10 protein-coding genes are annotated in these 12,306 nt (G+C 72.7%); 7 read left to right on the top strand and 3 right to left on the bottom strand.

What is annotated here, in order from left to right:
• Positions 1-372: 372 nt before the first annotated feature.
• Positions 373-981, bottom strand: a complete 609-nt coding sequence (locus tag AC6I72_RS20280) for an SACE_7040 family transcriptional regulator (protein WP_498002495.1) — start codon at positions 979-981, stop codon at positions 373-375.
• 97 nt (positions 982-1,078) lie between these two features.
• Here AC6I72_RS20280 and AC6I72_RS20275 point away from each other — a divergent pair, with 97 nt between their 5' ends.
• Genes AC6I72_RS20275 through AC6I72_RS20260 form a run of 4 tightly spaced genes read left to right on the top strand, consistent with a single transcriptional unit; the run spans position 1,079 to position 6,757 of the window.
• A complete protein-coding gene (locus tag AC6I72_RS20275; RefSeq protein WP_498002493.1) occupies positions 1,079-2,695 on the top strand; it encodes a carboxyl transferase domain-containing protein in 1,617 nt (538 codons plus the stop codon).
• 16 nt (positions 2,696-2,711) lie between these two features.
• A complete protein-coding gene (locus AC6I72_RS20270; protein ID WP_498002492.1) occupies positions 2,712-4,652 on the top strand; it encodes an acetyl/propionyl/methylcrotonyl-CoA carboxylase subunit alpha in 1,941 nt (646 codons plus the stop codon).
• On the top strand, positions 4,649-5,590 hold the full coding sequence (locus AC6I72_RS20265) for a hydroxymethylglutaryl-CoA lyase (protein WP_498002490.1): 942 nt from the start codon (positions 4,649-4,651) through the stop codon (positions 5,588-5,590). The genes AC6I72_RS20270 and AC6I72_RS20265 overlap by 4 nt, the downstream gene beginning before the upstream one ends.
• A gap of 6 nt (positions 5,591-5,596) precedes the next feature.
• A complete protein-coding gene (locus tag AC6I72_RS20260) occupies positions 5,597-6,757 on the top strand; it encodes an acyl-CoA dehydrogenase family protein (RefSeq protein ID WP_498002488.1) in 1,161 nt (386 codons plus the stop codon).
• A 284-nt stretch (positions 6,758-7,041) separates the two neighbouring features.
• On the opposite strand, the gene AC6I72_RS20255 is transcribed toward AC6I72_RS20260, so the two are convergent.
• Both AC6I72_RS20255 and AC6I72_RS20250 read right to left on the bottom strand, forming a co-directional pair.
• Entirely contained in the window at positions 7,042-8,217 is a 1,176-nt protein-coding gene (locus AC6I72_RS20255; protein ID WP_498002487.1) for a phage baseplate protein, read from the bottom strand.
• A gap of 194 nt (positions 8,218-8,411) precedes the next feature.
• Positions 8,412-9,347 carry an oxidoreductase gene (locus AC6I72_RS20250; protein ID WP_498002485.1) on the bottom strand — a complete coding sequence of 312 codons (936 nt, stop codon included), beginning with the start codon at positions 9,345-9,347 and terminating at the stop codon, positions 8,412-8,414.
• A 127-nt stretch (positions 9,348-9,474) separates the two neighbouring features.
• Here AC6I72_RS20250 and AC6I72_RS20245 point away from each other — a divergent pair, with 127 nt between their 5' ends.
• The 3 genes from AC6I72_RS20245 (at position 9,475) to AC6I72_RS20235 (ending at position 12,140) form a co-directional block, all read left to right on the top strand.
• Positions 9,475-10,101, top strand: coding sequence for an acyl-CoA-like ligand-binding transcription factor (locus AC6I72_RS20245; RefSeq protein ID WP_498004752.1), 627 nt, complete (start codon positions 9,475-9,477; stop codon positions 10,099-10,101).
• 66 nt (positions 10,102-10,167) lie between these two features.
• Positions 10,168-11,217 (top strand): ABC transporter substrate-binding protein, encoded by a 1,050-nt coding sequence (locus AC6I72_RS20240; protein ID WP_498002483.1) that lies wholly within the window; start codon positions 10,168-10,170, stop codon positions 11,215-11,217.
• A gap of 56 nt (positions 11,218-11,273) precedes the next feature.
• Positions 11,274-12,140, top strand: a complete 867-nt coding sequence (locus AC6I72_RS20235; RefSeq protein ID WP_498002481.1) for a siderophore-interacting protein — start codon at positions 11,274-11,276, stop codon at positions 12,138-12,140.
• Positions 12,141-12,306 lie beyond the last annotated feature (166 nt).

Raw genomic sequence — 12,306 nt, 5'->3', positions numbered from 1 at the left:
GACCTCGAATGTCTAAGCGCTTGCTCATACAAACGTACCGGCGAGTACGGGGCCAGTAAAGAGGAGAGCCGGTAACGCTGGTCACGTGAAGGAGGCCCGGACAGGGCGAAGCCCGCCTCCGGAGACGCGGGACTGCGTCGAAATGCGGCTCCGCCGCAGGGGGGCGACCGACCCCCCACCCGCCACGCCGCCCCACAAAGGGGGCAGGGCGAAGCCCGCCCACTCAGGGGCGCGGGACTGCGTCGAAATGCGGCTCCGCCGCAGGGGCGCGACCGGCCACGACGCACCCGCACCCGCGCCCGCCCCGCGAAATCAGCCCAACCCGCCCGGTGGGCGACCGGGGGTCGGGGCGCAGCCCCAGCCCCTCCCCGCTCAGCCCGCCGCAGGCGCCCCCGCCGAGGCGAACGCCCCCCGGGCCATCCGGTGCAGCAGCTCCGCCGTGGCCCCCCGCCCCGGCAGGACCCCGCGCCGCCCCAGGTGGGGCGTCGAGTTCAGCAGCCCGAACACCGAGTGCACCGCCGACCGCGCGGCCGGCTCGGCCAGCTCCGGGTGCACTTGGCGGACCACGTCCACCCACAGTTCGACGTACTGCCGCTGGAGCTGCCGCACGAGCTTGCGGTCGCTGTCCCGCAGGCGGTCCAGCTCGCGGTCGTGCAAGGTGATGAGGGACCGGTCGTCGAGCGCGAAGTCGATGTGCCCCTCGATGAGCGAGTCGAGGACCGCGTCCGGACCCGCCGTCCCGTCCGCCTCCGCCAGGCGCCGCTTCGCCCCGGTCAGCAGCCGGCCGCTGATGCCGACCAGCAGCTCCGCGAGCATGGCGTCCTTGCCGGGGAAGTGCCGGTACAGGCCCGGTCCGCTGATGCCCACGGCGGCGCCTATCTCGTCGACGCCGACGCCGTGGAAGCCGCGTTCGGCGAAGAGCCGCGCGGCTTCCTTGAGGATCTGCTCGCGGCGGGTGGGGGCGTCGGTTCGCGTGGCCATGAGAACAATTCTAGACAGCGGCGTTAGCGCTCGTTAACCTGGAGGAGATGGGTTAACGCTCATTAACAGTGGACCACTGGGTGAGGGGACCGCGAGGATGCAGGAGGCACCGGAGCTGACGAGCGCGGCCGACCCCGCGTCGGAGGCCTGGAAGGCCAACGAACAGGCGCACCGGGCGCTCGTCGAGGAGCTGCGCGGCAAGCTGGCCGCCGCCCGGCTCGGCGGCGGTGAGCGGGCACGGGCCCGCCACACCGCGCGCGGGAAGCTGCTGCCGCGCGAGCGCGTGGACACCCTTCTCGACGCGGGCTCGCCGTTCCTGGAGCTGGCCCCGCTGGCCGCCGAGGGGATGTACGACGGGCAGGCCCCGGCCGCCGGGGTGATCGCGGGGATCGGGCGGGTGAGCGGGCGCGAGTGCGTGATCGTCGCCAACGACGCCACCGTCAAGGGCGGCACGTACTACCCGATGACGGTGAAGAAGCACTTGAGGGCCCAGGAGGTGGCCCTGGAGAACCGGCTGCCGTGCCTGTACCTGGTCGACTCGGGCGGCGCGTTCCTGCCGATGCAGGACGAGGTCTTCCCCGACCGGGAGCACTTCGGCCGGATCTTCTACAACCAGGCCCGCATGTCCGGCGCCGGGATCCCGCAGATCGCCGCGGTGCTCGGCTCGTGCACGGCGGGCGGGGCGTACGTCCCGGCGATGAGCGACGAGGCGGTGATCGTCCGGAACCAGGGCACGATCTTCCTGGGCGGTCCGCCGCTGGTGAAGGCGGCCACCGGGGAGGTCGTGACCGCCGAGGAGCTGGGCGGCGGCGAGGTGCACTCCCGCACCTCCGGCGTCACCGACCACCTCGCCGAGGACGACGCGCACGCGCTGCGGATCGTGCGCACCATCGTCTCCACCCTCCCCGCGCGCGGGACCCTGCCCTGGGACGTCACCGCGGCCGTGGAACCGAAGGTCGACCCCTACGGGCTGTACGGCGCGGTGCCGGTGGACTCCCGCACCCCCTACGACGTGCGGGAGATCATCGCGCGCGTGGTGGACGGCTCCCGCTTCGCCGAGTTCAAGGCGGAGTTCGGGCAGACCCTGGTCACCGGCTTCGCCCGGATCCACGGCCACCCGGTGGGGATCGTCGGCAACAACGGCATCCTGTTCTCCGAGTCCGCCCAGAAGGGCGCCCACTTCATCGAGCTGTGCGACCAGCGCGGCATCCCGCTGCTGTTCCTGCAGAACATCTCCGGCTTCATGGTGGGCCGCGACTACGAGGCGGGCGGCATCGCCAAGCACGGCGCGAAGATGGTCACGGCCGTCGCCTGCACGCGCGTGCCCAAGCTGACGGTCGTCGTCGGCGGCTCCTACGGCGCGGGCAACTACTCGATGTGCGGCCGGGCCTACTCCCCCCGCTTCCTGTGGATGTGGCCCAACGCGAAGATCTCCGTCATGGGCGGCGAACAGGCCGCCTCCGTGCTCGCCACCGTCAAGCGCGACCAGCTCGAGGCGCGCGGCGAGGAGTGGTCCGTGGAGGACGAGGAGTCCTTCAAGGCCCCGGTCCGCGCGCAGTACGAGCGCCAGGGCAGCGCCTACTACGCCACCGCACGGCTGTGGGACGACGGGGTGATCGACCCGCTGGAGACCCGGCAGGTGCTGGGCCTGGCCCTGACCGCGTGCGCCAACGCTCCGCTGGGTGACCCCCAGTTCGGCGTTTTCCGGATGTGAGGGGGACTTCGTAAACATGTTCGACACAGTTCTGGTGGCCAACCGCGGCGAGATCGCCGTCCGCGTCATCCGCACGCTGCGCGCGCTGGGCGTGCGCTCGGTGGCGGTCTTCTCCGACGCCGACGCGGACGCCCGCCACGTCCGGGAGGCCGACGCGGCGGTACGGATCGGCCCGGCGCCCGCGGCCGAGAGCTACCTGTCCGCCGACCGGCTGCTCGAAGCCGCCGCCCGCACCGGCGCGCAGGCCGTCCACCCCGGGTACGGCTTCCTCGCCGAGAACGCGGACTTCGCACGCGCCTGCGAGGCGGCCGGCCTGGTCTTCATCGGCCCCCCGGCGGACGCGATCGCCCTCATGGGCGACAAGATCCGCGCCAAGGAGACGGTCGCGGCGGCCGGGGTGCCGGTCGTCCCCGGCTCCAGCGGCTCCGGCCTGAGCGACGAGCAGCTCGCCGAGGCCGCCCGCGCCATCGGCATGCCGGTGCTGCTCAAGCCGTCGGCGGGCGGCGGCGGCAAGGGCATGCGGCTGGTGCGCGCGCAGGAGGCGCTCGCGGACGAGATCGCCGCCGCCCGCCGCGAGGCCCGCGCCTCCTTCGGCGACGACACCCTGCTGGTCGAGCGCTGGGTGGACACCCTCCGGCACATCGAGATCCAGGTCCTGGCCGACGGCCACGGCCACGTGATCCACCTCGGCGAGCGAGAGTGCTCCCTGCAGCGCCGCCACCAGAAGATCATCGAGGAGGCGCCCAGCGTGCTCCTCGACGAGGAGATCCGGGCCGCGATGGGCGAGGCCGCGGTGCAGGCGGCCCGCTCCTGCGGCTACCGGGGCGCGGGCACGGTGGAGTTCATCGTCCCCGGCGGCGACCCGTCGTCGTACTACTTCATGGAGATGAACACCCGTCTCCAGGTGGAGCACCCGGTCACCGAACTGGTCACCGGAGTGGACCTGGTGGAGTGGCAGCTGCGGGTCGCGGCGGGCGAGCACCTGCCCTACGCGCAGGAGGACGTCACCCTCACCGGTCACGCGGTGGAGGCCCGGCTGTGCGCCGAGGACCCCGCGCGCGGGTTCCTGCCCTCCGGCGGCACCGTGCTCAGGCTGCGCGAGCCGCGGGGCGAGGGGGTGCGCACCGACTCCGGACTCAGCGAGGGCACCGAGGTCGGCAGCCTCTACGACCCCATGCTGTCCAAGGTCATCGCCTACGGCCCCGACCGCGCGACCGCGCTGCGCAAGCTGCGCGCGGCCCTGGCCGGGACGGTCACGCTGGGCGTGCAGACCAACGCCGGGTTCCTGCGCCGGCTGCTGGCCCACCCGGCCGTCGTGGCGGGTGACCTGGACACCGGTCTGGTGGAGCGGGTGGTGGACGAGCTGGTCCCCGCCGACGTGCCGGAGGAGGTCTACGAGGCCGCGGCGGCCCTCCGCCTGGACGCGCTGCGCCCGAAGGCGGAGGGCTGGACGGACCCGTTCTCCGTGCCGAGCGGCTGGCGGCTGGGCGGCGAGCCGAGGCCGGTGGCCTTCCCGCTGCGGGTGACCGACCCCGTGGAGTACACCCCGCGCGGCACGCACACCGTCACCGAGGACACGGTCGCCGTCACCCTCGACGGCGTCCGCCACACCTTCCACCGCGCCGCCGACTGGCTGGGCCGCGACGGCGACGCCTGGCACGTGCGCGACCACGACCCGGTGGCCGCCTCCCTCACCCGGTCGGCCCACTCCGGCGCCGACTCGCTCACCGCCCCCATGCCCGGCACGGTCACGGTGGTGAAGGTCGCCGTCGGCGACGAGGTGAGCGCGGGCGAGAGCCTGCTGGTGGTCGAGGCGATGAAGATGGAGCACGTCATCTCCGCCCCGCACGCCGGCACGGTCACCGAGCTGGACGTCACCCCCGGCACGACGGTCGCCATGGACCAGGTTCTCGCGGTCGTCGCACCGCACGACGAGGAAGGGACGGCGCGGCCATGACCCCCGAAGCCCTGCCCATGACCGTCCCGGCCCCCGACCTGCCCGCCCGGGTCCGGATCCACGAGGTCGGCCCGCGCGACGGCCTGCAGAACGAGAAGGCGGCGGTCCCGACCGAGATCAAGGCGAAGTTCATCCGCCGCCTGGCCGAGGCGGGCCTGACGACGATCGAGGCCACCAGCTTCGTCCATCCCCAGTGGGTGCCGCAGCTCGCCGACGCGGAAGACCTGTTCCCCCTCGTCAGCGACCTCCCGGTGGACCTCCCGGTTCTGGTGCCGAACGAGCGCGGCCTGGACCGCGCGCTGGCCCTGCACGCCGACCGCGTCGCCGTCTTCGCCAGTGCCACCGAGTCCTTCGCCAAGGCCAATCTCAACCGGACGGTCGACGAGGCACTGGCCATGTTCGAGCCGGTGGTGCGGCGCGCGAAGGACGCGGGCGCGCACGTGCGCGGCTACCTGTCGATGTGCTTCGGCGACCCGTGGGAGGGCGCGGTCCCCGTCCACCAGGTGGTCCGGGTCTGCCGCGCCCTGCTGGACATGGGCTGCGACGAGCTGAGCCTCGGCGACACGATCGGCGTCGCCACCCCCGGGCACGTCCTGGAGCTGCTGTCCGCGCTCGGCGAGCAGCGGGTGCCGGTCTCGGCGCTCGGCGTGCACTTCCACGACACCTACGGCCAGGCGCTCGCCAACACCCTGGCCGCCCTCCAGCACGGCGTCACCACCGTCGACGCCTCCGCGGGCGGCCTGGGCGGCTGCCCCTACGCCAGGTCCGCCACCGGCAACCTCGCCACCGAGGACCTGGTGTGGATGCTGCGGGGCCTCGGCATCGACACCGGAGTGGACCTCGGCCGCCTCGTCGCCACGAGCGAGTGGATGGCCGCGCACCTGGGCCGCCCCAGCCCCTCCCGAACCCTCCGCGCCCTCTCCCACAAGGAGCAGTGATCGACGATGAACCACCACCTCACCCCCGAGCTGGAGGAACTGCGCCGCACCGTGGAGCAGTTCGCGCACGACGTCGTCGCGCCGAAGATCGGCGACTTCTACGAGCGGCACGAGTTCCCGTACGAGATCGTGCGCGAGATGGGCCGCATGGGGCTGTTCGGGCTGCCGTTCCCGGAGGAGTACGGCGGCATGGGCGGCGACTACCTGGCGCTCGGCATCGCCCTGGAGGAGCTGGCCCGGGTGGACTCCTCGGTCGCCATCACCCTGGAGGCCGGAGTCTCCCTGGGCGCCATGCCGCTGCACCTGTTCGGCACCGAGGAGCAGAAGCGCGAGTGGCTGCCGCGCCTGTGCGCGGGCGAGATCCTGGGCGCCTTCGGCCTGACGGAGCCGGACGGCGGCTCGGACGCGGGCGCGACCCGGACGACGGCCCGCCTGGACGCGGCCACCGACGAGTGGGTGATCAACGGCAGCAAGTGCTTCATCACCAACTCGGGCACGGACATCACCGGCCTGGTGACGGTCACGGCGGTGACCGGCCACAAGCCCGACGGCAAGCCGCTCATCTCCGCGATCATCGTCCCGTCCGGCACGCCCGGCTTCACCGTCGCCCCCGCCTACTCCAAGGTCGGCTGGAACGCCTCGGACACCCGTGAGCTGTCCTTCCAGGACGTCCGGGTCCCGGCCGCCAACCTGCTCGGCCAGGAGGGCCGGGGCTACGCGCAGTTCCTGCGGATCCTCGACGAGGGCCGCATCGCCATCGCGGCGCTGGCCACCGGCCTGGCCCAGGGCTGTGTGGACGAGTCGGTGAAGTACGCGAAGGAACGCCACTCCTTCGGCCGTCCGATCGGCGCCAACCAGGCGATCCAGTTCAAGATCGCCGACATGGAGATGAAGGCCCACACCTCGCGCCTGGCGTGGCGGGACGCGGCCTACCGCCTGGTCGCGGGCGAGCCCTTCAAGAAGGAGGCGGCCCTCGCCAAGCTGTACTCCTCCACGATCGCCGTCGACAACGCCCGCGACGCCACCCAGATCCACGGCGGCTACGGCTTCATGAACGAGTACCCGGTCGCCCGCATGTGGCGCGACTCCAAGATCCTGGAGATCGGCGAGGGCACGAGCGAGGTCCAGCGCATGCTGATCGCCCGCGAGCTGGGGCTGACGAGCTGAGGCGGTGCCGCTCCGGTGAGGCCGCGGGTGTGCCGGGGATGGTCCGCCATCACTCCGGCACCCTCGCCCCCCGGAGTTGACGGGCCGGGACGGCAACGAGCCTGCTGCCAGCGGTCCACAACGAGCGCTGGAGGTCCATGCCCCCATCAGCGAACCACCCGAGGCAGGCGTCCAACACCCCTCTCCGCCAGGCGGTGCGGCGTACCGTGGCAGCGTGGCGAACGATGAGCTGGGACGGACCCTGCGCCGCTTGCGGCGGCTGCATCAGGCTCTTCCCGTACCCGTCAAGAGGGCTGGATGAGACCGGACTTGCCGTAGATGCTGGCCAGGCGCGCGCCTTTCGCGCCCGAGGCGAATCCCATGCCGATGCTGAAGACGCCGGGCTCGGCGAGGTCCGGGACGTAGACGCCGAGACCTTCGGGTTCGCGGTAGTCCAACGTGTACGCGGCAGCGGTGTGGCAGGGATTGACGTTGACGTTGAAAGGGGACGGCGGGGCCGGGGAGAAGGCGCCCGTGGTGAGATCCACCGAGCTGATGAACGTGTTGCCGACGCCCGGCTGGGAGATCACCACGTCCTGGTCGCCGATCTTCTCGGTCGAGTCGTAGGGATCGCCGTGCAGCATGTAGAGGTACCGGCCGACGGCGACGTAACCCTGGAGGGACGGGTGGCCGTAGGTGGCGAGAGGCCACCCGGCGACCGCGGTGATGTCCGGCTCCTCGATGGCCGCGAGCGGCTCGCTCCAGATGCCGAGGCGCGCCAGGTCGAGATCGTGCACCTGGTATTTCTTGCGGCCGTCCGTGTCCTGGTAACGGACGACGAGTCGGCCGTACACCGGATCGACGCTGGCCGTGTTGACCTTGGAACCGGGCACCGGCGTGTAGGTGACGAGACCGGGAGAGGTGGCGTCGAGCACCTGGCCGTCGGTGAAGGGGAAACGGGCCAGGCGCGAGCCGCGGCTGGTGCCGTCGCTCAGCGCTACGGCATCGACCTCCGTCCACAGACAGGCCGTGGGGCCGACCGGTTCGACACCGAAACTCATCCCGTGACCGAACCCCCGCAGGTACATGTGGCCGAGGATGTTTCCGGCCATGTCCCATTTGGTGATCGTCAGGTCGCCGTGCAGGTTGCGGTCCGCACTGCTGACCGGAGCGGACTCACCGGTCAGTCTCAGCCCCGCCTGCGTCACCTGCGCCAGGTAGATGTGCCTGTTGACGTTGTCGTATCCGAACGACTGGATGATGGTGGAGTCCTTGGTGGCCTTCCCGCGTATCCAGTTGGCCGACGCGCTGTTCAGGTCGAGTCTCGGGGAGGGCACCAGCAGGGCCGAGCCCGGCGCGGGTGAGGTGGCGGCGAAGGCCGTCCCCGCGCCGACGGACGCGGTCGCGGCGGTGAGCGCACCGGCACCGCCCAGGGCGAGGAGGGAGCGGCGGCTGGGCCGGACGTTCCTGTTCGAGTTCATGGTGTCTCATCTAAGGCTCCGGCTTCCCCCCGCGCCAGCGTCCCGGCCGCCCGGCGCCCGGTGCGCCCGCACCGGGCGCGTGGTCCGCACACGTCGACCGGGGCCGGGGCTCCCGCCGGGCGCGGCGGCGGCCGGGCGCACCTCGCGCCGGCGTCGGGGCCGGCGTCGGGGGCGGTGTCGGGCGCCGTCGCGGGCTACGCGGTCGCCGGCAAGGCGAATCGCACCCCCGTGAGCTGTTCCGACAGGTCCCACAGGCGGCGGCCCGTCGCCGGATCGGTGGCGGCCGGGGACAGGGCCACCCGGGCGGGCGCGCCGCGCAGCTCTCCGGGGCCGTCCGGGCCGAGGAACTCGCCGCCGCCCACGTCCGGGGCGGTCGCCGCGTACAGCTGGGGCAGGGCTCCCCGGCCGACGGGCTGGGCGAGCGGGCGCAGCACGCGACCGAACAGCAGTTTGGGCAGGCCGACGGGGCCGTCGGTCTGGAGGCGGGTGGCGGTGTAGCCGGGGTGGGCGAGCACGCTGCGCACGGGGCTGCCGGCCCCGGCCAGCCGCCGGTGGAGTTCGTGTCCGAAGACGGCGCCGGCGAACTTCGACTGGTCGTAGAAGGCCATGGGCGCGTAGTGCCGCTCGCCGGTGAGGTCGTCGTAGTGGATGCGGCCCCTGCGGTGGTTGAGGGAGGTGACGGTGACGACCCGGGGGTCACGGCCGGCGGCCAGCAGTTCGAGCAGCAGCCCGGTGAGCGCGAAGTGGCCGAGGTGGTTGCAGGCGAACTGCGACTCGTGACCCTGCGGGCTCAGCGTGCGGGGCGGGGCCATCACCCCGGCGTTGTTGACGAGCACGTCCAGCCGGCGCCGGCCGGTGCGCAGCCGCTCGGCGAAGGCGCGGACGGAGTCGAGGTCGGCCAGGTCCAGGCGGCACACCTCCAGGGCGGCGTCCGGCTGCTCGGCGGTGACGGCCGCGGCGGCCCGGTGCCCCCTGTCCGCGTCCCGTACGGCGAGGATCACGTGCGCGCCCTTGCGGGCCAGTGCCCGGGTGGTCGCGAGGCCGAGGCCGCCGGTGGCCCCGGTGACGACGCACACCCTGCCGGTCTGGTCCGGGATGTGGTCGGCGGTCCAGTGTTGACGCTTCGTCATGTGGCACACATTGCCCCGCATGACACTCGGTGTCAACCATAGAACTCCGTGCCACAGCGCTGCCGAGTGCCATGCGCGGCACGCGTCCCGTTACGATCCAGGGGTGACCCGACGCCCCGAACTGACCATGGCCGAACGCAAACGACAGCTCGTCGCGGGGGAACTGGCCGAGGCCGCCCTGCAACTCCTGGCCCGCAAGGGGTTCGACGGGGTCACGGTGGACGAGATCGCCGCCGCCGCGGGCGTGTCCAAGCGGACGTTCTTCCGCTACTTCGCGTCCAAGGAGGACGTGGTGGTCCGGTTCCTGACGGACCTGGGCCTCGGCATGCGGGCGGAACTCGCGGCCCGGCCCGCGGCGGAGCCGCCCGCCACCGCACTGCTGCACACCGCCCGGGCCGCGATGGCCGCCTGCGCCGACCGGCCGGACCGGCCCGACCACGCCGCCAGGACACTGCGCGTGGTCCAGCTGATCCTGCGCACCCCGCCACTGCTGGCGCGTTTCCTGGAGCGCCAGGAGCAGTGGCGCCGGGATCTGGCGGAGGAACTGGCGCAGCGTCAGGGGCAGGACGCCGACGCGGACCTCTACCCCCATCTGGCCGCGGGCATGGCGCTCACAGCCTTCAACACCGCGCTGCGGCGGTGGAGCGACAGCGACGGCACCGAGGACGCCGCGGGCCTGCTCGACAGGGCGTTCGCCGTGGTCGCTCCCGCGCTGGACGCCGCGGTCGCGCCCCGCCCCCTGGACAGCGACTGAGGTTAGGCTAACCTACCTTCGAACCTGTCCGGCGGTGCTCCGCCCCGTTCGAAAGCAGCCACACCCATGTCCAACGCCCGTGCCACCACCCTCTCCCGCCGCGGCATCCTGACCGCGGGCGGCGCCCTCGGTCTCGGGGCCGTGCTCGCGGCCTGCGGCACCGACGACGGGAAATCCGGCGGGCAGGGCAGCCGCGCGACGGGGGCCGGGTCCGGCCCGTGGACGTTCGAGGACGACCGCGGGCAGACGGTCAAGGCCGGCAAGACCCCCTCGGCGATCGTCGCGTTCGTCGGCGTGGCCGCAGCCCTCCACGACTACGGTGTCCCGGTCAAGGGCGTCTTCGGCCCGACGACCACCAAGGACGGCAAGCCCGACGTGCAGGCCGGCGACCTGGACGTCACCAAGGTGACGAGCCTCGGCAACGAGTGGGGCCAGTTCAACATCGAGAAGTACGCGGCCCTCGCCCCCGACCTCCTCGTCTCCACGATGTTCGACGCCGCCGGCACCCTCTGGTACGTCCCGGAGGAGCAGAAGAAGAAGATCCTCGGCGTGGGCGCCCCGACCGTCGGCGTCTCCGTCTACGACCGGCAGCTGACCCGGCCGCTGGAGCGCATGCTCGCGCTCGCCAGGTCGCTCGGCGGTGACGTGACCGGCGACAAGGTCACGCAGGCCAAGAAGCGCTTCCAGGACGCCGCCGCCCGGCTGCGCGCCGCCGCCAAGGCCAGGCCCGGCATCAAGGTGATGGTCGGCTCCGCCAGCCAGGACCTGTTCTACGTCTCCGGCACCAACCTCTCCGTCGACCTGGAGTACTTCAAGGCGCTCGGCGTGAACTTCGTCGAGCCCCCGGAGAGCGCCAAGAAGCAGGGCGGTGGCTGGTACGAGTCGCTGAGCTGGGAGAACATCGACAAGTACCCGGCCGACATCATCATGATGGACAACCGCACCTCGGCCATCCAGCCCGCCGCGATCACCCAGGCCACCTGGAAGAAGCTGCCCGCCGTCAAGGCCGGCCAGGTCATCGCGCGCAACCCCGAGCCGATCCTGTCCTACGACAAGTGCGTGCCGCTCCTCGACGACCTGGCGAAGGCCGTCGAGACGGCGAAGAAGGTCTCCTGACCACCCAGCCCCTCTCCGCCCCCTGACGACGAACTGACGACGACTCAGGAGCACTCATGACGACGGCCGTGGCCGCCCCGTTCCGGTTCTTCTCCCTCCAAGTCACCGGGACGAGGCGGCTCGGCCCGTCGCTCGTCCGGATCGGCTTCGCCGGCCCTGACCTGCACGCCTTCGCCTCCCACGGGCGCGACCAGTCCCTCTCCCTGTTCCTGCCGCACCCCGGCCAGGACGAGCCCGCCGTGCCGCTGGAGCTGGGCGATGGCTGGTGGCAGGGCTGGCGCGAACTGCCCGACGACGTACGGGCGGTGATGCGCTCGTACACCCTGCGCGCGCGGCACCGGGACGCCGCCGGCCGCACCACCGGCATCGACATCGACTTCGCCCTGCACGGCACGGAGCCCGGCACGGCCGCCCCCGCCGGACCCGCCTCGCGCTGGGCCGCCCGCGCCCGGCCCGGCGACCGCGTCCTGCTGCTCGGCCCAGCCGTCGCGGACAACCGGGCGATCCGCTTCCGCCCGCCCGAGGACACCGACCTCGTGGTGATGTGGGGCGACGAGACGGCCGTACCGGCCGCGACCGCGATCCTGGAGTCCCTGCCGGCCGGCACCCGGGTACGCGCCTGGCTGGAGGTGCGCCACGCCGGGGACGTCCAGGACGTGGCGTGCGGCGCCGACGCCGAGATCACCTGGCTGGTGAACGACGGCAGCGGCGCCGAGGGCTCCCCCATGGCCCTCGGCGCGCTGCGCGCCGCCCGCCTCCCCGCGGCCGAACGCCCCTACGTCTGGCTCGCCGGCGAGTCCGGCTGCGTGCGGGCGCTGCGCCGGCACTGCGTCGGCGAGCGCGGGATCGACAAGCGGCGCGTCACCTTCGTCGGCTACTGGCGGCGCGGCCTGACGGAGGAGCAGTTGCGCGCCCAGGAGTGAGAGCCGCGGACAGAAGCGGGTTCCGCCGGGCCCACTTCTGTCCGCAGCTCTGAGACCGGCCGCCGCGTGCGGCACACCGGCTCGCGGTGACACGGCACAGCAGTGACGCCGGTCACGCAAGGGCGGAGTTTGAGCGATACAAAGTTAGGTTAGGCTTACCTAAGTT

It is taken from the genome of Streptomyces sp. Xyl84 (assembly GCF_059731885.1).
Note: the sequence above shows the minus strand (reverse complement) of the source record. Positions and strands in the feature narration are given on the sequence as shown.